We start from the raw sequence: 21,500 nt of genomic DNA on the forward strand, positions 1-21,500 counted from the left end.
TCAGTCGCTCCCCGTCTCGGCGATGATGGCGAGGAGGCCGCCCCCGTCCGGTCCCTGATGCTCCGCCCCGCCGGAGACGAAGATCCGCGTGTCGCCGACGAGGCCGGCGACGAGCCCGCCGAGCGCGCCGCGGATATGGCGCTGGGCGTCGATGTCGGTGTCGCCGAGCATCGTGTGGCGATGGCCGCGGATGGTGCCGCGGCGGTCGGGCTCGGCCTTCACGAGGACGCCGCAGAGGCGCTGCGCGCGGGTCGCGTCGTCGCCGAGGTCGAGATCGGCGAGGGCACGGGTGATTGCGCGCGCGTCGAGCGCGTCCGCCATCGGCCGGTGGGTGATGCGCAGCGGCCCCGTCCAGCCCGGCGAATTGCCGAGAACTACGACCTCGTTGGCCACCACCTCGACGCCGGAGGAGATGCTCGCCCGGTCGCAGTGGACGGAGAAATCCTTCAGCATCATCGTCTCGACCGGCGCGTCCCGGTCGAGCTCGCCGAGCGCGATGGCGACGCCGAAGGCACCGGCCGCCCGTGCGAGCGCCATCGAGGATTGGGGCGTCGGCGAGGACGGGACGATGCCGGCCTCGGCGAGCGCGGCAAGGCGCGGCACGGTCAGGAACGGGGTCTTCACCTGGACGAAATGGACGTCCGCATCGTCGGTGATGCCGGCATCGGTGATCGCCGCGCGCACGGCGTCGGCGATGGCGAGGACGTGGGCGCGGCGGCCGATATCGGCCGGCGCCACCATCGGCGAGAAGGCGGTGCCGATGGCGAGCGCGGGCGCGCCGCCGGGCGCCGCCGCGTCCGCGCGGCGGCTGAGGACGAGATAATGCGGGCTGAGGACGCCCTCGGTGCCGCCCGAGAGGACGCACGGGATGCGGGCGGTAAGGCTCTCCTCGCTCTCCCCGAGGTGCCGGGAGAGGAGGCGCATCAGCCGGTCGGTGAAGAAGCCGCGGGTGAAATCGTTCACGCCGCCATTGCCCTCGGTCTTGCCGATGATGGCGACGATGTCGCGCGGATCGAGCGCGCCCTCGTCGATCAGCGCCGCGAGGGCGGAGACATCTCCCGGATTGTCCATCGAGAGGTTGGACACGTCGGCACGCAAGAACGACCACTCCGAGCACAGGCGCCAGGGGCGCGGACGGCGTCCCCCCGGCTCGCGGCGGGACAGAATTTGCCTAAGGAAAGAGCAAGTCGTGTGCCATCCGGGGCGCGAAACCGCGTCGGGTGTTGGCGTTCCCCGGCCGTCTGTGCGATCCCCGGACGGGGCCGTCGCTCGCGGCGCCGCCATTTGATGACCGGAGACCAAAGATGCTGTTCGAGCGTGCCGAATATCTCGCCCGTGTTGCCCGCGCCAAGGCGGCCATGGAGGCCAAGGGGATCGACGTCCTGCTCGTCGCGAGCCCGGCCAACCAGTTCTGGCTGACAGGCTATGACGGGTGGTCCTTCTACACCCCGCAGATGGTGATCGTCGCCCTCGACGCGGAGGAGCCGATCTGGGTCGGGCGCAAGATGGACGCGGTCGGGGCGAAGTTCACCGCCTTCCTCGCGCCGGAGAATGTCGTCCCCTATCCGGACCACTATGTCGGCAACGCCGACCTTCACCCGATGTCCTTCGTCGTCGAGGAGCTGACGCGCCGCGGGCTCGCGAAGGGCACCATCGGTGTCGAGATGGACGACTATTATTACACCGCGCGCTGGCATCAGGTGCTGACGGACGGGCTGTCGGCGGCGCGCTTCGTCGACGCCTTCCTCCTCGTCAACCGCTGCCGCATGGTGAAGTCGGCGCGCGAGCTGCAATTCATGCGCGAGGCCGGGGCGATCGCCGCCGCCGCGCACAAGGCCGCGTTCGACGCCGCCGCGCCGGGCGTGCGCCAGTGCGATGTGATGGCCGAGGTCTACAAGGTCACGACCGCGGGCACCGCCGATTTCGGCGGCACCTTCCCGTGCAAACCGCCGAACGCGATGGTCGGCGAGATCGCCTCCGCGCCGCACCTTTCCTGGTCGGACGAGCCGCTCGCCGAGGGCGACCTCTTCTATATCGAGCTCGGCGGCGTGCGGCATCGCTATCACTCGCCGCTGTCGCGCTGCATCCTCGTCGGCAAGCCGTCGGCCGAGCAGGACCGGGTGACGAAGGTGATCGTTGAGGGGCTGGAAGCGGTGCTCGACACCGTGCGCCCCGGCGCGACGTGCGAGGACTTGGCGCTCGCCTGGACCAACGTCATCTCGCGCCATGGCGTCGAGAAGGACAGCCGCATCGGCTACCCGGTCGGCATCGGCTACCCGCCGACCTGGGGCGAGCTCACCGCGAGCCTGCGGCGCGGCGACCGGACGGTGCTGGAGCCCGGCATGACCTTCCACTGCATCCCGGCGCTCTGGGCGGACGATGGCGGGCTCGTCGTGTCCGAGACGTTCGCGGTGACGGAGACCGGGGCGGACTGCTTCGCCGACTATCCGCGCAAGCTCTTCGCGAAGGCGCCGGGGGTCGCGGCCTGACGCGCCTGCGCAAGGCGCGCGACATCCCTCCGGCGAGGGCGGGGAGAGGCTCGCCTCTCCCCTTCGATCTCAGCCCGTGTAGCCGTAGGTGCGGGCGGCGTATTCGGCGGTGATGTAGCCGTCCCGCACGTCGCGCTCCACGAGGGCGGCGCTGCGCTCTTCAGGGGCGCCATAGCCGCCGCCGCCGGCCGACTGGAGCCACACCTTCGTGCCTTCTTCCAGCGGAACGTAGCTCGTCTTGCTCGGCAGGACGCGCTCCTTCTCGGTGCCGGGGTCGAGCACGTAGCGGGAGGTGGTGCCGGCCGCGCCGCCGAAGAAGCCGGGCGGGCGCGTCTCGTGCCGGTCGGCGCAGATGCAGATCGAGGCCTGGTCGGCGAGGACGCGGAACACGCGGCAGAAGCCGTTGCCGCCGCGGAAGGTCCCCGCGCCGCCCGTGTCGGGCACGATCTCGTAGCGCTCGAAGAGGATGGGGTTCTCCATCTCGTCGGCCTCGATCGGGACGTTGCCCGCGTTGCCGGCGCCGGTGCGGATGCCGTTGATCCCGTCCTTCGTCGCCCGCGCGCCATAGGCGCCCGAGGAGAGCTCCAGCGTCAGGAATTGTGGCTTCTTGGCCTCGGCGCGGGTGTCGCGCCCGCCGATCACCACCGTCCCGGTGGAGCCCGAGCCGCACGCGATCACGCGGTCGGGCGCGGCGGGGGCGATCGCCTGGAGCGTCGCGTCCATCACGCGATAGACGATCTCGCCATAGCCGACGATCGAGCCGGGCTGCACCGCGTCGCACATCGTGCCGGGCTTGGTGATCACCTCGATCGGCCGGTAGGAGCCGGCGTTCGGCGGGTTCTCCGGATCGGAGATGATCTTCAGGGCATACTGCACGCCGGCGATGGCGGACGCGCGCGAGCAGTTCATGCCGCCGCGCGACTGCTTGGAGGAGCCGGTGAGGTCGACGCTCACCTGATCGCCCTTCACCGTGACGACGGCGTCGATCCATTGCGGGTCGCTCGAGAAGCCGTCCCCGTCGACGCGGTCGCGGGCGTGGTAGACGCCGTCCTTGAAGGTGGCGATGCGGGCGCGGGTCAGCGCCTCGGACCGGTGGATGATCTCGGCCATCCCCTCCTTGATGGTCTCGATCCCGTGCCGCTCGATCAGCGCCTTGAAGCGCCGCTCCCCGGTGAAGCAGGAGGCATATTGGGCGCGCATGTCGCCGAGGCCGACGCTCGGATTGCGCAGGTTCCGCATGATGAAGCGGACGAGCCCTTCGTCGAGCTTGTTCTCGTTGAAGAGCTTGAGGGGCGGGATGACGAGCCCCTCCTGGATCAGCTCGGTCGTCGCCGGCGAGTAGGAGCCGGGACCCATGCCGCCGATATCGGCCCAGTGGCCGCGATTGCACAGGAAGGCGACGATCTCGCCTTCGTGGAAGATGGGGCGCACGATGAGGACGTCCGGCAGGTGCGTGCCGCCGAGGAACGGGTCGTTCGTCATGAGGACGTCGCCCGGCTTGATGTTCTCCCGCCCGATCCCCTCGATCAGCGACTGGAGCTGGTAGGGCATCGTCGTGACGTGGACCGGGAAGCCGGACGGGTCCTGCGCCACGATCTCGCCCGCCCCGTCCATCACGCAGCAGGACATGTCGCCCTGCTCCTTCCAGAGCTCGGTATAGGCGGTGCGCATCGTCATGAGCTTCATCTCATGCGCGACGCCGATGAGCGCGTTCTGAAGCACCGTCAGGGTGAAGGGATCGACGCTCATGCCGCGTTCTCCGCGCTCTGGGCTTCAAGGTTCATGATGAGATTGTCATGCCGGTCGACGGCGATCTCCGCACCCGGCGGGACGACGGTGGTGGAGGAGAGCTCATAGACGAGGGCGGGGCCGGTGAGGCGATGGCCGGGCCGCAGCGCCTCGCGCGGATAGATCGCCGTCGCGATGCGCTCGCTCGCGCCGGGGAACCACACCATCCGCGTCTCCTCCGGCTTCGGCGAGCCGCCGCTCATGGCGAGCACGGGAAGGTTCGGCTTGTCGACGCGACCGACCGCGCGCAGGCGCAGATTGACGACCTCCACCGGCTCGGACGGGACGCTGTAGGTGTAGAGCTCCTCGTGTTTGGCGTCGAAGGCGGCGCGGGCGGCGGCGAGGCTTCCCTCCAGCGGCACCGCGATCTCCGTGTTCTGGCCGCGATAGCGGATGTCGAGGCGGCGCTCGATCGTCCAGGCCTCGCGCGGGATGTTGTCGGCCGTGAGGTCGGCCGCCGCCTCCGCCTCGAGGCGCGTGAACTCCGCCTCCACGACCTTCGGGTCGAGCGAGTCGAGCGGCTGCATCAGGCTCGCCGCATAGTCGTGGGTGAAGTCGGCCATGCCGATGCCGCGCGCGGAGAAGAGGCCCGGATGGCGCGGCACGACGACGGTCGCCATGCCGAGCTCGCGGGCGATGGCGTGGGCGTGGATCGGCCCGCCGCCGCCGAAGGCGATCATCGCGAAGTCGCGCGGGTCGAGGCCGCGCTGGACGGAGACGAAGCGGATCGCCTCGGCCATCTGGCTCGTCGCGATGCCGTGGACGCCGGCCGCCGTCTGCAGGAGGTCGGTGCCGAGCGGGTCGGCGATCGTCTGGAGCGCGGTCTCGGCGAGGCCGATATCGAGCGGCACCTCGCCGCCGGCGAACTTCGCCGGGTCGAGATAGCCGAGGATGAGGTTCACGTCGGTGATGGTCGGCTCGGTGCCGCCGCGGCCATAGCAGGCCGGGCCCGGCTGCGCGCCGGCGCTCTCCGGGCCGACCGTCACGCGGCCGACCTCGTCGATCGCGACGATGGAGCCGCCGCCCGCGCCGATCGTGTGCACGTCGAGCATCGGCGTGTTGACCGGGAAGCCGTCGATCTCGCGCGTGTTGGTCGCCTCGGCGATGCCGCCGCGGATCAGGCAGACGTCGAGGCTCGTTCCGCCCATGTCGATCGTGATCATGTTGGACAGGCCCGCCTGCCCGCACAGGATCGTGGAGCCGACGACCGCGCCCGCCGGACCCGAGAGCAGCGTCGTCGTCGGGTTCTTGAGGACGATCTCGGGCCGCGCGACGCCGCCGCTCGACTGGAAGACGAAGAGCGGGGCGTCGACCTTCGCGTCGGACAATTTGCCGATCAGCGCTTCCAGATAGTCGCGGATCACCGGCTCGATATAGGCGGCGAAGACGGTGGTGCTGGTGCGCGGGAACTCGCGGAATTCCGGCCGGACCTCGTGCGAGGTGAGGATCGCGACGCCGGGGAGGGCGGCGCGGAGCGCGGTCGCGACCTCGCTCTCATGGTCGGGATTGAGGAAGGCGAAGAGGAAGGCGATCGCGACGGCGCGCACGCCTGAGGCGCGGATCGCCTCGGCGAGCGCTTCGATCTCGGCGGGATCCGGCGCCTTCAGCACTTGCCCCTTGGAGCCGATGCGGCAGTCGACCTCGAAGCGCAGATGGCGCGGGACGAGCGGCTGCGGCCGGTCGAGCTGCACGCGGTAGATCATCTCGGCCGGGCGCGCGAACTTGCCGAGCTCCAGCACGTCGCGGAAGCCCTTGTTGGTGACGAGCGCGGTCGCGACGCCCTTGCGCTCGATGACCGCGTTGGTGGTGATGGTCGTGCCGTGGGCGATGAAGCGGACGGCGTCGGAGCCGATGCCGGCCTCCTCCATCACGCGCGTCACGCCGCGCACCATCGCGCTCGCGCGGTCTCCGCCGGTGTTGAGCACCTTGGCGACGGTCAGCGCGCCCGAGACCTCGTCGACGAGAACGACGTCCGTGAAGGTCCCGCCGACATCGATACCGAACCGATACATGGCTCTGTGTTCCTCTGAACGTTTTGTTGGGCCGCCGGCGTCAGGCCGGCAGCACGATCGCGCCGCTTGGATGCCAGCGCAGGACGACCTCCGACCCCGGCGCGATGCGCGGCGCCGAGCCTGCGTTCGCCATGTCGGAGACCACGACCATGCCGTTCGCGAGCTTCGCCTCGGAGCGGATCATCGGTCCCATGAAGGATTGCTCGACGAGGGTGGCGGGAAGGCCCGCCGCCCCTTCGGATTTCGCCTGCACCTCGACCTTCTCGTAGCGCAGCACGACCACCGCCTTGTGGCCAACCGCGACCGGGGCGACGAGGCGGCCCTCGATCTCGATGCCGCCGGGCAGGGCGACCGTGCACAAATCCCCCTCGCGCAGCGCCGAGATGGTCCCTTCCACGAAGTTCGAGTGGCCGATGAACTCGGCGACGAAGCGCGTGCGCGGCTTCTCGTAGATCTCGTCGGGTGAGCCGAGCTGGACGATCTTGCCGCTCGACATCACCGCGATGCGGTCCGACAGCGTGATCGCCTCGCCCTGGTCGTGGGTGACGAAGATGAAGGTCTTGCGGATCTCGCGGTGGATCCGCTTCAGCTCCTCCTGCATCCTGAGGCGAAGCTGGAGGTCGAGCGCCGACAGCGGCTCGTCGAGGAGGAGGACGTCCGGCTCGTTGACGAGCGCGCGGGCGATCGCGACGCGCTGCTTCTGGCCGCCGGAGAGGGCGTCGACCTTGCGGTTCGCGATGTCCGGCAGGCGGACGAGCTCCAGCATCTCGGCGACGCGCCGCTTGATGACATTCGCCGGCTGCTTCGACATCTCGAGCCCGAAGGCGATGTTGCCCGCCACCGTCAGGTGCGGGAACAGCGCCATGTGCTGGAACACCATGTTGGTGCGCCGGACATAGGGCGGATCGGCGAGGGCGCTGCGGCCCATGATCTCGATGTCGCCGCTCGTCGGGTGATCGAAGCCGCCGATGATGCGCAGGAGCGTCGTCTTCCCGCAGCCCGACGGGCCGAGCATCGAGAAGAACTCGCCCTGCGCGATATCGACGGAGACGTCGTCGAGCGCGAGGCTCGTGTCGTAGCGCCGCGAGACGGACTTCACCGACACCGCCGGCGGCGATCCCTCTCGCAGGTTCTTCTCGACACGCTGCCGATGCGGGGTTGCGGGGGCGTTCACGAGCCTCTCCTCTCGGTCGCCGTCGTCAAAACAGGACGACGGTCTTCATGGCCTGGTGGGTGACGCGGCCGTGGAAGGGGGGGAAATTGTGCGCATCGCCGCGCGCGTCCTTGCGCGCCTGCGAGGCGAGGGCGGCGTCGAGCGCGGCCTCGTCGTCGAACTGGAACTCGCCGAGGAGGAACACGTCGCCGCGATTGATCGGCTCGGGGTCGTTCCAGTCCGTCGGCAGGTGGATGACGGCCTTCCGGATGCCCGGATAGGCCTTCATGAACTCGCCGTGGGTTTCGGCGTAGTAGCGGATGAATTCTTCCGCATCCTCGGCGGACCCGTCATAGCGGACGAAATAGGAGACGCTCATTCGCAATCCTCGGCTGGGGCGATGGTCGGGCGGGCGCGATGCCAGTCGGTCGCGCGCTGGTAGAGGTCGGCGGCACGGATCGCGAGTTCGTCGTGCCAGGGGGCCGCCGCGAGCTGGAAAGCAACCGGCGTTCCATTCGAGGCGAAGCCGCAGGGGACGGAGAGGGCCGGCCCGCCGCCGAGCGCCCAGGCGAAGGCGAAGCGGGTGAGGGCCTGCGTCGTCTCGAAGAGGGCCTTGCTGTCGGCGATGAGGGGCGCGGTCTTCGCGAGCGTCGGCGTCAGGATGAGGTCCACCGTCTCGAACGTCGCGCGGAGCGTGCGCTGCCAGGCGGCCTTCGCGGTCAGCGCCTCGGCGTAGGCGATGCCGGTGATGTCGAAGCCGAGGCGCAGGCGGCGGAGCACTTCCGGATCGAAGAGCTCGGGCGCCTCGGCGATGCGGCCCTGGTGCGTCTCGGCGGCGTCGGCGAGGAGGAGGGTCGACATCCACCCCTGCGTGCGCGCCGCGTCCGGTAGGTCGATCGGGACGATGGCGACGCCCGCCGCGGCGAACACGGCGATGGCCGCCTCGACGAGGGCGGCGATCTCGGGGTCGATGTCCTCGAAGAAGAAGGCGCGGGGGACGCCGATCCTGAAGCGCGCGGGGCCGGCCTCGCCCTTGCCGGCGACCGACCAGGGGTCGCGCGCGTCGAAGCCCGTCAGCGCGTCGAGGAGGGCGGCGACGTCGCCCGCCTCGCGCGCCATCGGGGAGATGGTGTCGAAGCGCGGGCTCACCGGGAAGACGCCGTGATTGGAGATGCGGCCTTGTGTGGGACGCAGGCCAAGGCAGCCATTGACGGCCGCCGGCATCCGGCCCGAGCCGCCGGTGTCGGAGCCGAGCGAGGCCTCGCAATGGCCTGCCGCGATCGCCGCGCCCGAGCCGCCGCTGGAGCCGCCGGGAATGCGCTCGGTGTCCCACGGGTTGCGGCAGGAGCCGAGGAGGAGGTTCTGCGTCGTCGCCCCGAAGGCGAACTCCTGCATGTTCACCTTGCCGAGGATGATCGCGTCGGCCGAGAGCAGCCGGTCGACGACCGCGGCGTTCTCGGCCGGCCTGTGGTCGGCGAAGAAGCGCGCGCCCGAGGTGGTGCGCTGGCCGGCGACGGCGATGTTGTCCTTCAGCGTGACGACGAGGCCGGCGAGGGGGCCGACCGGCTCGCCGGCGGCGGCCGCCGCGTCGATCCGGGCCGCGGCCGCGCGTGCGGCGTCCGCGTCGACGAGGACCATGGCGTTGACGCGCGCATTGTTCGCCTCGATCGCGGCGAGTGAGGCCTCGACGCGCTCGCGTGCGCGGGGGGCGGCGGCGGACCGGGCGATCGTCATGTGAGGGCTCCCGTCGCCGCCGCGACCGCGAAGACGATCGCGCCGAGCGTCAGCATCAGCGACATGTTGGGGCTGCGGATGAGCTGGCGGACCGGCACCTGGAAGGCGTTCGCGGTCGACAGCATCACGACCGAGGACATCGTCACCATCGCGCCGAAGCACCAGGCGAAGAGGACCATGATGGCGAATCCGAGCTGCTGGCCGACGCCCTGGACCTGCGGCCCGATGATCGCGAGCGCGATCGAGGCGGGGACGACCATGTGGATGCCGAGGCTGCACGCGACGGCGATCGCGATGGCGGCGAGGGCGAAGTGGATGAAGCTCGGATCGTGGATCGCAAGCGTGTCGCTGACGAGGGTCACGAGGCCGGGGCTATGGGCGATGATGTCGGCGAGCATGATCGAGCAGGTGAAGAAGGCCACCTCGTCGAAGACATAGTCGAACTGGCCGACACTCAGCGTCACCGTCGGCTCGACGAGGGACGGGTCGATGACGATGAGCCAGCCGAGGCAGAAGACGGGCAGGACCAGCGCGACGGCGGCAAGGCTCGAGAGGCCGAACAGCGTCGGCAGCACGAAGATCGCCGCGACCGGGAGGAGGAGGGGGCCGAGGATCGGCAGGATCGGGGAAAGGACGCGCGTCACGGAATTGGGTGTGATGCGGATCTCGCCGCGCAGGATGCCGAGGAGCGTCGCGACGCCGACGGTGGCGACGCCCGCCGTCACGAGCATCCACGCCGGGAGCTCAGGCATCCGCTGCAGCACGATCGCGACCGCCACGGTGAAGGGCGACCAGAAGACGGCGAGCGAGATGGAGCGCAGGATGATGAGCGCGTTGGCGCGCCGCTGGTCGGCCGTGTTGTCGGCGCCGAAAAGGGGCGCCATCAGCGCGAGGCTGCCGAACGTCATTACCGAGCCGAGCGCGTGGCTCGCGACGTAGATCCCGCCATTGCGGTCGTTCGCCGGGATGCGGCCGAACTCCTCGCGCATCCCGGCGAGCGCGGGATGGCGGCTCACCGTGTTGCGCATGATGATGACGGAGGCCATGAACGCGGCGAAGACCGCCGCGTCCTTGAGGCCTGCCGTCACGCCGGCAAGGTTGCCGGGGAAGATGAGCAGGAGCGCGACGCTCGCGCCGACGAGGCCGAACACATAGGCCAGCGTCAGCTTGCGCAGGCGCGGCAGGACCAGGAGCAGCCCCGCGATCTCGATCACGCCCGCGGCGAGGATGATCGCGTCGATGCCGAACGCGACGCCGAACACGACCAGGATCGTGCACACCGCCAGCGCCATCCGCGCGATACCCGCCCGCGACACACTCATGCTCATACAGCTTCAGGAACCGGTCGCGATCAGGCGCTCTTCACGCGGCTCCAGACTTCGATCCAGGCGCCCATGTCGGTCGGGAAGACCATCGGATAGGCGGCCGTGGTGCCTTCGAGGATGCCGTAGCCGAGGCGCGCCTTCTCCTCGTCGGTGAGGCCCTTGGTGCCGAGGAGCGAGGTGGTGAGGTAGCCGGACGCGCCGACGAGCTCGCTCGCATATTCCTCGGACAGGAAGGCGTTGAGCACGGCGAGCGCGCCGTCCTTGTTGCCGGCGTCCTTCGGGATATAGCCGGCCTGGCTGAAGGAGACGACGCCTTCCTTCGGCCACGCATTGGTGATCGGGAAGCCCTTCTTCTGCAGGTCGACGCGGACCGGAATCGGGCCGTAGGTCGCGACGATCTCACCGGAGCCGAGGAGGCTCGAGCACTGCGCGAAGCTCGTCCAGAAGGTGCGGACATTCTTCTTCTTGGAGATGAGGAATTTCGCCACCTCGTCGAGGTCGGCCTTCGTCATCTTCTCCGGCTCGGACATGCCGAGGAAGAGGCCGGCGGCGAGCAGCATCTGGTGCGCGGTGTCGTACCAGGCGATCTGGCCGGCATATTTGTCGTCGAAGATCATCGCCCAGGACTGGGTGTAGGGATCCTCAGGATCGGCGACCTCGGTGTTGTAGAGCACCGAATCGTAGCCCCAGAAGAGCGGGAGCATGTAGGTCTCGCCGTCGCGGGTGACGATGTCGCGCGCGAAGCTCTCGGAGATCGAGGAGGCGTTCGGGATCTTCGACATGTCGAGCGCGGCGCAGTGCTCGGAGCCGGCGGACGGGCCCATCACCGGGATGCGCGAGAACTCGGTGCCGCTGACCATCAGGTCGAAGCGGGAAGAGCCGCCCGGCGCGAGGAGCTTGGATACGACGTCGGTCGTGGACTGGAACGGCGCGTCCTCGATCTTGACGCCCGCGACGCTTTCCATGGTCTCGCGCAGCGGCGAATTCATGACCGCGTTCACCATGAGGGTCGTCACGGTGCTGCCCTGGGCGAGCGCGACGCTGCCGCCGAGGGCAGAGGCGCCGAGGGCTGCGCCGGTGCCGATCAGGAAGTCGCGGCGGTCGAGGCCGATCTTGGAGGTGGGTCTCATCAACGCAGTCCTTTGTTCGGGTGTGGAACGTGGTGTTGCTGGAGGGGAGAGAGCCGGAACTAGGACGCCCCGCGGCCGTCCTCGGCGGGCGCCGTGCGCGCGCTGAAGACGAAGCCGAGAAGGGCGACGGCGATGGAGACGGCCATCATCGTGACCCCCACCGCCGGGAGGAACGGCGCCGCCTGCTCGATCACCAGCGTCCACAGATAGACGGGGACCGTGCGCACGTTGCCGATCACGAAGAGCGTTCGGATGAACTCGTCGAACGACAGGGTGAAGGCGAAGAGGGCCGTCGCCACGATCGAGGGCTGGATGAGCGGCAGCGTCACGCGGCGGAAGACGATCCGCGGCGGGGCGCCGAGGTCCATCGCCGCCTCTTCCAGCGCGGGGTCGAGCCGCGTCACGCGCGGGTAGAGGGTGAGGAAGGCGAAGGGGAGGACCCAGGTCACGTGGGTGACGAGCGTCGTCGTCCAGAGCCCGTAGCGCACGCCCGCATAGCCCGCCCCGATCAGCATCACGATACCGGAGACGAGGCCCGGAATGATGATCGGCAGGAGGATGAAGTTGAAGAGGAGCCCCTTGAAGGGAAGGTCCCGCTTAAAGGCGAGGGCGAGCGAGAGCGCCAGCGCCACCGCGATCAGCGAGGAGACGATGCCGATGCTGACGCTGTTGATCACCGCCTCGATCAGCGTCGCGTCGTTCGCGACCTCGCCATACCAGCGCGTGGTGAAGCCCTTGAAGGGGAGGCCGATCAGCTGGGAATCGTTGAAGGAGAGGGCGAAGAGGAGAAGGATCGGCCCATACATGAAGACGAAGAACGCCGCGATATAGACGTGCAGCATCGTCGACCAGCCGGTCTTGTTGGCCCGGTGGGCCTTCGTCGCGCTCAATGTCCGGCCCTCATGAAGATCTGCTGCAGGCCGAACCGGCGTCCCGCGAGGAGCATGGCGGCGAGGACGACGACGACGAGGACGACGGCGAGCGCCGCGCCGAGCGCCCAGTTGCTGGTGTTGAGAAACTGCGCGGCAATGATGTTGCCGTACATCATGCCGCTGGTGCCGCCGAGGAGCTGGGGCGTGACGTACGCGCCGCACGACATCAGGAAGACCATCACGCAGCCGGACACGATGCCGGGGAGCGTCAGCGGCAGGATGACCTTGCGGAAGGTGGCGAAGGGCGGCGCGCCGAGGTCTGCAGCGGCCTCGAAGAGCGAGGTGTCGAGCCGGTCGAGCGAGGCGTAGATCGGCAGCACCATGAAGAGGACATAGGCGTAGACGAGGCCGACATAGACGGCGCCCTCATTGTAGAGGAACCAGTCGATCGGCTGGTCGATGATGCCGATCCCGAGGAGGATCGCGTTGAGGAGGCCGTTGCGGCCGAGCATCGGCAGCCAGACGAAGGAGCGCACGACATAGCTCGTCCAGAAGGGCAGGAAGACGAGCAGCATGAAGATCGCCTTCCACCGCCCCGCCTGGCGCGAGAGAAACCAGGCGACGGGGTAGGAGACGAGGAGCGTCAGGATCGTCGTGATCGCCGCGATGCGCAGCGTGCCGATCAGGATGCCGAGATAGGTCGAGCTCTGGAAGATCGTCTCGTAGTTCGCCGTCGTGAACGCGGCGACGGTCCCGAACGGGGTCGCGGTCCAGAACGAGATCGTGACGAGGAAGCCGAGCGGGGCGAGCACGAAGAAGCAGAGCCACGCAATGCTGGGCAGCGCGAGGAGAAGCGCCGAGATCCGACGCGCGCAGCCGGGCTTGATGATGGCCGCGCTCATGCGCGCCGGCCCCGACGGGCGAGCGCGTGCGGCTGGGTGGCGCGGGGCGCCGTCATGATGTGGCGGACCTCACCCGTTTCGGCGCGGGGGCAGGCGTGGGCAAAAGGGGCTCCCCTGGTCCCGACGCCAGTTCGTGTGCTGGAGGCCACGACAACTCTCAGATTGGTACGGACGAATGCTGTATCGTTAACGCTGCATACCAAACTGTCAATTGACGCGAATGCTGAAATGGAGTGCATGCACCCGAAGTGGGCGATGTAAAATACCGTCGAAAATTCAGTAAGTTAGGCGGAGGACTGCGCGCCCGTTATCAGGGCCGCACCTTCCGGCGGCACACCGCGCCGAAGTTTGCCTGCATAGCAATCGATGGATCTGGGGTGGGGCGTCAGAAACGTCAGGCGATGCGGCACGTTTCAGTCGTGCTGGATGCGCATGCTCAATGTAAAACTGTCGCCCGAATAGCGGTTGAAGGCGACCATCACGCGGCGTCCGCCGCGGCCATAATAGGTGCGCTTCACGCGCAGCCCGACGCTGCCGCGCGGCACCTCGAGCTTCTTGCACGCCTCGGCGTCGAGCTTCACGGCTGCGATCTCCTGGTCGATCGCGTCGATGCGCTCTCCGAACATCGCCTCGATCTGCATGTAGAGCGGGCCATGGACGCGGGTGCCGACCGTGTCGCCGATGCCGGCGAGCGGCTCGATGATGTAGGTGTCGTTGAGCGCGGTCGGCAGCGGCACGCTCTCGTCGGCCGGGACGCGCTTGCAGTTGATGTGGAGGAAGCGCTCGCCGGGCTCCGACGGCAGGTCGCGCGCGAGGACGGGGTCGGCCTCCACGATGCGCTTCTCGATGTCGACCATGTTGGTGACGTGGCCGTGGCTCTCGATATCGCTGAAGGAGCCGATGGTGAGCTTGAGCTGCCGCATCGCCTGGGTGGCGCGCACGACCGTGCCGTGGCCCTGCCGGCGCGTGACGAGGCCGAGCGACTGGAGGTAGCGCAGCGCCTCGCGCAGCGTGAAGCGGCTGATGCCGAGCTGCGCGGCCAGTTCGCTCTCCGGTGGAAGGCGGGTGCCGACGGGGTAGGCGCCGCTGCCGATATCATGGATCAGCTGGTTGGCCACACTTTGATGCAGCCGCAATTCCTTGTCCGGTGGCTGCATTCTCACCTCGCCTCGGCACCTAGGATTGAACGAACTTTTGGATCTAAGCAAGCGATCGACATCAAAGCATTCGACATGTTGCCCGATTCCATGATGCGGTACACCTGTGCGTTGTGCAGGCCTCGCAGGAATTCATCACTCGCACGTTGTGTTTGAACTCTATCGTTAACTCAGGAAAACCGATTGTTTGTGATATATCGATGGGCAATGACGCTGATTTAGCAACAATCCACGCCGTTGGTGGATATTCTTCTCGACACCGAGTTGTCACAGATTTAAGAATTTTAATCGAGAGTTGCCAATTCCAAGGCTCGTTTGATTTTCGGTTCGCGTGTTTTGGGCTGAATGTGCTGCGTGGTCATAGTTTTGAGCATGAGAATTGCTCGGAAGGTTGGGATGTAGACGTTCGATATTCGTCGGAGGCGGTGCTGTGGCTCAACAGATGAAAAACAACGATATCCGTGATCTGCTGATGCTGCTGGAGGTGGAACTTTGTTACCTCTGCGCGGACAATAGTATCAATCTGAGCGAAGAAATCATACGTATTATTTCGGTCTTGCGCGTAGCGGCGCCGGCGACTCAGTCATCTAGTGACGAGTCTGCGAAAGACGGTCAGGATCCGTTTCGCAAGTATTATCAGCACAACGTTTCGCTACGGCGCGATCACTGAAGAAAAAGATCACGTCCACGCGAAACGCCAGCGCGATCGAGGCAAGGTGAGAGGCGGCGACGCGTCGCTTCCCAGCCTCGTAATCTTCCAGGACATTTGACGGAATCGAAAGCGCGTGCGCGAGCTCCGAGACTGAGGTCGTGTGTTGTTCGCGCAGCATCTGGATTCGGCTGCCGACGATCTGATCGATTGTTCGCGTACGCATGGACGAACTCCTCGATACGGGGTGCGGTCAACCAGATGGGTGATCAACCAAGCCGTGTTCAAGTCTATTCCGTGAGTATTGGTTGTGCAACTCTGCGCAATGCGCGAACCGTACACTGTCTACAGAGGGCGAAAACGCAGCCTTTGCGTGTGCTGACCTGGGCGGCCGGTGCCGGATTGCAACGCACGCATTGGTAGGGGAGGAGGGATTCGAACCCCCATCTGAGCCGTTATGAGCGACTGGCATTGACCATTATGCTACTCCCCCGCCGAGGCGACGCGGTGCCGCCGGCTCGGTCGGCCGCCGCGGATGCGGCGTCAACGTCGCGCGATGCCGATTGAGCAATCGCCTCGTCGAGCCTACCTCATGGCCTCCACAAAGCGGGCTGGCAAGTCCCCCGCGATCCCGAAAAAGACGGGATGTAGAGAGGAGACGAGTATGTTGAGAGTCGTCACTGCCGCGATGCTGGTCGCGCTCGCGATCGCCCCGGTCAACGCCGCCGAAATGCGCCTGCTCACGGTCACGGGCGACGGCACGGCCGCCGCCGCACCCGACCAGGCGACCATCACGATCGGGGTGGAGTCCGTCGCGGTCTCCGCTGCCGAAGCGCTCGCGGCGAACACGCGCGAGGCCACCGCCATCATCGACGCCATCAAGGCCGCGGGCGTCGCCGACGCGGACATCCAGACGTCCAACATCTCCGTCCAGCCCCGCTTCACCGACCGCTCCTATGCGGACGGCGGCTCCGAGGTGAGCGGCTATCAGGTCTCGAACCAGCTCACCATCACCGTGCGCGCGCTCGACGGGCTCGGCGCGCTCCTCGACAGCGCCGTCTCGGCCGGCGCCAACCAGATCTTCGGCATCTCCTTCGGCTTCCAGGACGACACGGCGATCACCGACGAGGCGCGCGAGGCGGCCGTCGCCGACGCGCTGCGCAAGGGCGCGCTCTATGCCAAGGCCGCCGGCGTGACGCTCGGCGCGATCACCGGCATCAGCGAGATCAATATCGGCCCGTCCCCGATGCCGATGGCCATGCAGCGCATGCAGGCCTCCGTGCCGGTCGAGGCGGGGCAGCAGTCGGTCGCCGCGACCGTCTCCGTCACCTGGTCGCTCGTCGACTGACACGCGGCGCGTGCCGGTCCGCACGGGGCCGGCACGGCGCGGATTGACGCAGGCGGAAAGTCGGCGCTTCAGTCTCGGCCCCTTGTCTTGAGGTGCGCCGATGTTTGAAGCCTCCGTCATCCTGACCTTCGTCCTCGCCGCCGCGGCGATCGTGATCGTCCCCGGCCCCACCGTGAGCCTGATCGTCGCGAACTCGTTGCGCTCCGGCGCCTCCGCCGGGCTCGCGAACGTCGCCGGCACGCAAGTGGGGCTCGCCACGATGATCGTGGTCGTCGCGCTCGGCCTCGACATCGTGGTGGCGGTGATGGGCGAGGCGTTCGTCGTCGTGAAGCTCCTCGGCGCGGCCTATCTTGTCTATCTTGGGATCATGCTGTGGCGCGCGAACGGGGAGATCGCGTCGCGCAAGGGCTCGCGCAAATCGCTCGCCGGCTACGCGCGCCAGGGATTCTTCGTCATCTGGTCGAACCCCAAGGCGCTCCTCTTCTACGGCGCCTTCATCCCGCAGTTCGTGAACCCCGCCTACTCGACCGCCCTCCAGGTCGCGACCTATGGCGCGATCTTCATGGTGGTCGCGACGGTGATCGACAGCGCCTATGCGTTCACCGCCGGAAAGGCCGGCTCCCTCCTCACGCGCGAGCGGGTGCGGGTGGTGGAGCGGGCGAGCGGATCGCTCCTCATCGCGGGCGGCATCGGCCTCGCCTTCGCGCGCCGCTGACGCGGGGCCTGCGGGCCATCGAAAATTTGCGTGTGCGTGCCGGCGGGATCCTTTTCGCGGACCCGCCGGGGGTTTATATAGCGATCAGGCGTTGCTGTTCGGTTCGACAGGAGACTTGAATCCCCGGGGCCTTATCGATCCTTAAGGGAGCTGTCCCTGTTTCGGCCCGTGGGCTGGAGCAAACGGCACCCACCTACATTGTAGGTCCCGGGATCGAATCCTCCAACGGCCGAGGCGGCTTCGCCCCCCTCTCCCTTTTCCGCGCCGCGGGCGCGCGCCGGTCCCGACAGGGGCCGGGCGCGTGCGCCGGCGTCGGAGCATAGCTGCTCTGCGCCGCCCGTCCGGGCCGCGCTTTCGCCACCATTCATCGAACTTGTCGGCCCAATCCTGTGCCACGCGCGGGCGTCTGGCGCGCGGTGCGGCACATTGGTGCGAAACGCCGCACGGCTTGCCTCTGTCCAGCCGCAGGATCAGCCATAATTCGCTCCCAATGGTCCGCGATGTTCACGCGCCAGTGATGGAATGGTTGCCGGACTTGACGAACGAAATGATGGGCTGGGACGAGACTTTGCGCCGGAAGCGAAACGGTCTGTGTCGCCGACGAATCATACTTGAAAAGGGCGCTCTTGCTCTCAAGTCCCGCCGGGGGCAAAACGCCTCGCAAGGTTCAGGGAGGCCGGTATGACGGTTAAGGTTGCAATCAACGGGTTTGGGCGTATCGGCCGCAATGTGCTGCGCGCGATCGTCGAGGCGGGGCGGACCGATATCGAGGTCGTCGCCATCAACGATCTCGGCCCGGTCGAGACGAACGCGCACCTCCTGCGCTATGACAGCGTCCACGGCCGCTTCCCCGGCAAGGTCTCGGTGGATGGCGACGCGATCGTGGTCGACGGCAAGTCGATCCGCGTGACCGCGGAGCGCGATCCCAAGGCCCTGCCTTGGAAGGATGTCGACATCGCGCTGGAGTGCACGGGCATCTTCACCGCGCGCGACAAGGCGGCGCTGCACCTCGAGAACGGCTCGAAGCGCGTCCTCGTCTCCGCCCCGGCGACGGGCGCGGACAAGACGATCGTCTTCGGCGTCAACACCGACGTGCTCACCGCGGACGACCTCGTCGTCTCCAACGCCTCGTGCACGACGAACTGCCTCGCCCCCGTCGCCTATGTCCTGCACAAGGCGATCGGCATCAAGCGCGGCTTCATGACGACGATCCACTCCTACACGGGCGATCAGCCGACCCTCGACACGCTGCACAAGGACCTCTACCGGGCCCGCGCCGCGGCGATGAACATGATCCCGACCTCCACGGGCGCGGCCCGCGCGGTCGGCCTCGTTCTGCCGGAACTGAACGGCAAGCTCGACGGCGTGTCGATCCGCGTGCCGACCCCGAACGTGTCGGTCGTGGACCTCAACTTCGAGGCCGTGCGCGAGACGACCCCGGACGAGATCAACGCGGCGATCCGCGCGGCGGCCGAAGGCGAGCTGAAGGGCATCCTCGGCACGACCGACGACCCGCTGGTGTCGATGGACTTCAACCACGACTCGCACTCGAGCGTCTTCGCGACGGACCAGACCAAGGTCCTCGACAAGACCTTCTGCCGGATCCTCTCCTGGTACGACAACGAGTGGGGCTTCTCCAACCGCATGGCGGACACCGCCGTCGCGATGGCGAAGTTCATCTGAGGGCGCGCCGGCCTCGCTTTGCCGCCACGGCAGGCGCGAGGCCGGTCACACGGCGCCCGTCGCACGATGCCTCCCGCGCCCTGCGGGGGGAGAATGACGGGCGTCGCGCGCGGATGCGTGCCGGCGCCGATCGCCATTCCGGCGCGCGCCGCCTGGCGCGGCGGCGCGGTTGCGGGGGCATGGACCGCGCACCCGTGGTAGAAGGAATGGGGGGCGCCCTGCCTCCCGCATGGGTCATCCGGAAGAAGGCGGCATCCACGTGAGCACAATCAAAAGCCTCGACGATCTGGGCAAGGCGGCGGGCAAGCGTGTCCTCGTTCGCGTGGATCTCAACGTGCCGATGGCGAACGGCAAGGTCTCGGACGCGACCCGGCTCGAGGCGGTGAAGCCGACCATCCTGGAACTCGCCGATGGCGGGGCGAAGGTCATCCTGCTCGCCCATTTCGGCCGGCCGAAGGGGGAGCACAACCCGTCGATGTCGCTGGAGCAGGTGGTTCCGGCGCTGTCCGAGGTGCTGGGGCGCGACGTCGCCTTCGCCGCCGACTGCACGGGCGATGCGGCGGCCTCGGCCATCGCGGCGCTGCCAGATGGCGGCATCCTCGTCCTCGAAAACACGCGCTTCTATGCGGGCGAGGAGAAGAACGACCCCGCCTTCACCGACGCGCTCGCCAAGAATGGCGACATCTACGTCAACGACGCCTTCTCCGCCGCCCACCGCGCCCACGCCTCGACCGAGGGCCTCGCCCATCGCCTCCCGTCCTATGCCGGCCGGTCGATGCAGGCCGAGCTCGAAGCGCTTGAGAAGGCGCTCGGCAGCCCGAAGCGGCCGGTGATGGCGATCGTCGGCGGGGCGAAGGTCTCCACCAAGATCGCGCTTCTGGAAAACCTCGTGACCAAGGTCGACGCGCTCGTCGTCGGCGGCGGCATGGCGAACACCTTCCTCCACGCGCTCGGCGTCGATGTCGGCCATTCCCTCCACGAGGCGGAGTTCGCCGACACCGCGCTGCGGATCATGACGGCGGCCGAACGTGCGGGCTGCGCGATCATGCTGCCGCGCGACGCGCTCGTCGCGACGAAGCTCGAGGCGGGCATCGACACGATCCATATCGGCGTCGACGAGGGCGTCGACCACGACATGATGATCCTCGATATCGGCGCGCGCACGGTCGAGCTCGTGGGCGACGAAATGAGTGGGGCGTCCACGCTCGTCTGGAACGGGCCGGTCGGCGCGTTCGAATTCCCGCCCTTCGACAAGGGCACCGTTGCGATCGCCAAGCACGCGGCCAAGTGCACGCGCGCCGGCAAGCTGATCTCCGTCGCGGGGGGCGGCGACACGGTCGCCGCGCTCGCCCATGCCGGGGTGATCGACGACTTCACCTACCTTTCGACCGCCGGCGGCGCCTTCCTCGAATGGATGGAAGGCAAGGCTCTGCCCGGCGTCGAAGCTTTGAAGGCTGGCGCTTGAGCGCTACAACCTATTCCTGCAGCAACGGTCCTAAGGAGATCCTGGATGAGTGAAACACTTGCTGGTATCGCGGAGGCGATGGTCCAGGACGGCCAGGGCATCCTGGCGGCCGATGAAAGCACCGGCACCATCAAGAAGCGGTTCGACCAGATCGGCCTCGAGAACGTCGAAGAAAACCGCCGCGCGTATCGCGAGTTGCTCTTCACCTCCGAAGAGGCGATGCGCGACTATGTGTCGGGCGTCATCCTCTATGACGAGACGCTGCGCCAGTCCGCCAAGGACGGGCAGCGCTTCGTGGATCTGATCAAGGGTGCCGGCGCCGTGCCGGGCATCAAGGTCGATCAGGGCGCGAAGCCGCTCGCGGGCTTCCCCGGCGAGAGCGTGACCGAGGGCCTCGACGGCCTGCGCGAACGCCTCAAGGAATATTACGGCCTCGGCGCCCGCTTCGCGAAGTGGCGCGGCGTGATCGACATCGCCGAGGGGCTGCCGACGACCGGCGCCATCGCCGCGAACGCCCACGCGCTCGCCCGCTACGCCGCGCTCTGCCAGGAGAACGGCATCGTGCCGATCGTCGAGCCGGAAGTGCTGATGGACGGCCCGAACGCCTCCCACACCGTCGAGCGGTGCTACGAGGTGACGGAGCTGACCCTCAACATGGTGTTCGACGCGCTCTATGAGATGCGGGTCGACCTCACCGGCATGATTCTGAAGCCGAACATGGTGGTGCCGGGCCAGAAGGGGCCGCAGGTCACCGCCGAGACGGTCGCCGAACTCACCATCCAGTGCCTGAAGGCGACGGTACCGCCGGCGGTGCCGGGCATCGCGTTCCTGTCGGGCGGCCAGTCCGACGAGCTCGCGACCGAGCACCTCGCCATCATGAACAAGATGGGCGGCTTCCCCTGGAAGATGACCTTCTCCTACGGGCGCGCGCTGCAACAGGCCGCGATCAAGGCCTGGGCCGGTCGTCCGGAGAATGTCGCGGCGGCGCAGTCTGCGTTCACGCACCGCGCCAAGATGAACAGTCGCGCCGCGCTGGGCACCTGGAGCCCCGAAGACGAGCGCGAGGCCGCCTAGTCTC

Annotated in this window: 19 protein-coding genes, 1 tRNA gene and 1 other RNA gene; 8 read left to right on the forward strand and 13 right to left on the reverse strand. The window is 67.8% G+C overall.

Translation table 11 applies throughout. From position 1 onward, the window contains the following. Positions 1–1,098 carry a cyanuric acid amidohydrolase gene (gene atzD / locus DBV35_RS03490; protein WP_205648455.1) on the reverse strand — a complete coding sequence of 366 codons (1,098 nt, stop codon included), beginning with the start codon at positions 1,096–1,098 and terminating at the stop codon, positions 1–3. Positions 1,099–1,304: 206 nt separating this feature from the next. On the opposite strand from atzD, the gene DBV35_RS03495 reads away from it, so the two are divergent. Continuing rightward, positions 1,305–2,489 carry a M24 family metallopeptidase gene (locus tag DBV35_RS03495; protein WP_108658847.1) on the forward strand — a complete coding sequence of 395 codons (1,185 nt, stop codon included), beginning with the start codon at positions 1,305–1,307 and terminating at the stop codon, positions 2,487–2,489. A gap of 69 nt (positions 2,490–2,558) precedes the next feature. Here the strand turns inward: DBV35_RS03495 and DBV35_RS03500 are convergent, their stop codons facing one another. From DBV35_RS03500 to DBV35_RS03545, 10 genes are all read right to left on the reverse strand, one after another. After that, positions 2,559–4,238, reverse strand: coding sequence for a hydantoinase B/oxoprolinase family protein (locus DBV35_RS03500; protein ID WP_108658848.1), 1,680 nt, complete (start codon positions 4,236–4,238; stop codon positions 2,559–2,561). After that, positions 4,235–6,289 carry a hydantoinase/oxoprolinase family protein gene (locus DBV35_RS03505; RefSeq protein WP_108658849.1) on the reverse strand — a complete coding sequence of 685 codons (2,055 nt, stop codon included), beginning with the start codon at positions 6,287–6,289 and terminating at the stop codon, positions 4,235–4,237. The genes DBV35_RS03500 and DBV35_RS03505 overlap by 4 nt, the downstream gene beginning before the upstream one ends. A gap of 40 nt (positions 6,290–6,329) precedes the next feature. Beyond that, positions 6,330–7,463, reverse strand: coding sequence for an ATP-binding cassette domain-containing protein (locus tag DBV35_RS03510; RefSeq protein ID WP_157961558.1), 1,134 nt, complete (start codon positions 7,461–7,463; stop codon positions 6,330–6,332). A gap of 25 nt (positions 7,464–7,488) precedes the next feature. Beyond that, positions 7,489–7,821, reverse strand: a complete 333-nt coding sequence (locus DBV35_RS03515; RefSeq protein WP_108658851.1) for an EthD family reductase — start codon at positions 7,819–7,821, stop codon at positions 7,489–7,491. Further along, entirely contained in the window at positions 7,818–9,176 is a 1,359-nt protein-coding gene (locus DBV35_RS03520; RefSeq protein WP_108658852.1) for an amidase, read from the reverse strand. The genes DBV35_RS03515 and DBV35_RS03520 overlap by 4 nt, the downstream gene beginning before the upstream one ends. Further along, positions 9,173–10,498 (reverse strand): hypothetical protein, encoded by a 1,326-nt coding sequence (locus DBV35_RS03525; RefSeq protein WP_205648456.1) that lies wholly within the window; start codon positions 10,496–10,498, stop codon positions 9,173–9,175. Before DBV35_RS03525 ends, DBV35_RS03520 begins: the two co-directional genes overlap by 4 nt. Before the next feature lie 29 nt (positions 10,499–10,527). Continuing rightward, positions 10,528–11,631 carry an ABC transporter substrate-binding protein gene (locus DBV35_RS03530; protein WP_108658854.1) on the reverse strand — a complete coding sequence of 368 codons (1,104 nt, stop codon included), beginning with the start codon at positions 11,629–11,631 and terminating at the stop codon, positions 10,528–10,530. A gap of 59 nt (positions 11,632–11,690) precedes the next feature. Next, positions 11,691–12,521, reverse strand: a complete 831-nt coding sequence (locus DBV35_RS03535; RefSeq protein ID WP_108658855.1) for an ABC transporter permease — start codon at positions 12,519–12,521, stop codon at positions 11,691–11,693. Next, positions 12,518–13,405 (reverse strand): ABC transporter permease, encoded by an 888-nt coding sequence (locus tag DBV35_RS03540; protein WP_108658856.1) that lies wholly within the window; start codon positions 13,403–13,405, stop codon positions 12,518–12,520. The genes DBV35_RS03535 and DBV35_RS03540 overlap by 4 nt, the downstream gene beginning before the upstream one ends. A gap of 413 nt (positions 13,406–13,818) precedes the next feature. Beyond that, positions 13,819–14,562, reverse strand: coding sequence for a GntR family transcriptional regulator (locus DBV35_RS03545; RefSeq protein WP_108658857.1), 744 nt, complete (start codon positions 14,560–14,562; stop codon positions 13,819–13,821). A gap of 430 nt (positions 14,563–14,992) precedes the next feature. Between DBV35_RS03545 and DBV35_RS30490 the strand changes: the two genes are divergently transcribed. Next, a complete protein-coding gene (locus DBV35_RS30490; RefSeq protein WP_170134847.1) occupies positions 14,993–15,232 on the forward strand; it encodes a hypothetical protein in 240 nt (79 codons plus the stop codon). Here DBV35_RS30490 and DBV35_RS31450 read toward each other — a convergent pair. Both DBV35_RS31450 and DBV35_RS03555 read right to left on the reverse strand, forming a co-directional pair. Continuing rightward, a complete protein-coding gene (locus DBV35_RS31450; RefSeq protein ID WP_108658858.1) occupies positions 15,150–15,437 on the reverse strand; it encodes a helix-turn-helix domain-containing protein in 288 nt (95 codons plus the stop codon). The genes DBV35_RS30490 and DBV35_RS31450 overlap by 83 nt on opposite strands. Positions 15,438–15,628: 191 nt before the next feature. Next, a tRNA-Ile gene (locus tag DBV35_RS03555) sits at positions 15,629–15,704 on the reverse strand. Positions 15,705–15,875: 171 nt separating this feature from the next. Here DBV35_RS03555 and DBV35_RS03560 point away from each other — a divergent pair. The 6 genes from DBV35_RS03560 (at position 15,876) to DBV35_RS03585 (ending at position 21,496) form a co-directional block, all read left to right on the forward strand. Then, positions 15,876–16,559: an SIMPL domain-containing protein gene (locus tag DBV35_RS03560; RefSeq protein WP_157961560.1), complete on the forward strand. Its 684-nt coding sequence runs from the start codon at positions 15,876–15,878 to the stop codon at positions 16,557–16,559. A 100-nt stretch (positions 16,560–16,659) separates the two neighbouring features. Further along, entirely contained in the window at positions 16,660–17,274 is a 615-nt protein-coding gene (locus tag DBV35_RS03565) for a LysE family translocator (RefSeq protein ID WP_108658860.1), read from the forward strand. An 88-nt stretch (positions 17,275–17,362) separates the two neighbouring features. Continuing rightward, positions 17,363–17,519: non-coding RNA, 6S RNA (gene ssrS / locus DBV35_RS03570), on the forward strand. Positions 17,520–17,955: 436 nt separating this feature from the next. Then, a complete protein-coding gene (gene gap, locus DBV35_RS03575) occupies positions 17,956–18,957 on the forward strand; it encodes a type I glyceraldehyde-3-phosphate dehydrogenase (RefSeq protein ID WP_108658861.1) in 1,002 nt (333 codons plus the stop codon). A gap of 259 nt (positions 18,958–19,216) precedes the next feature. After that, positions 19,217–20,422: a phosphoglycerate kinase gene (locus DBV35_RS03580; protein WP_108660531.1), complete on the forward strand. Its 1,206-nt coding sequence runs from the start codon at positions 19,217–19,219 to the stop codon at positions 20,420–20,422. 45 nt (positions 20,423–20,467) lie between these two features. Then, the gene (locus DBV35_RS03585; RefSeq protein ID WP_108658862.1) at positions 20,468–21,496 is read left to right on the forward strand and encodes a class I fructose-bisphosphate aldolase; all 1,029 of its coding nucleotides are present in this window, start codon (positions 20,468–20,470) and stop codon (positions 21,494–21,496) included. The last annotated feature ends 4 nt before the right edge of the window (positions 21,497–21,500 follow it).

The sequence above is a fragment of the Acuticoccus kandeliae genome, assembly GCF_003073115.1.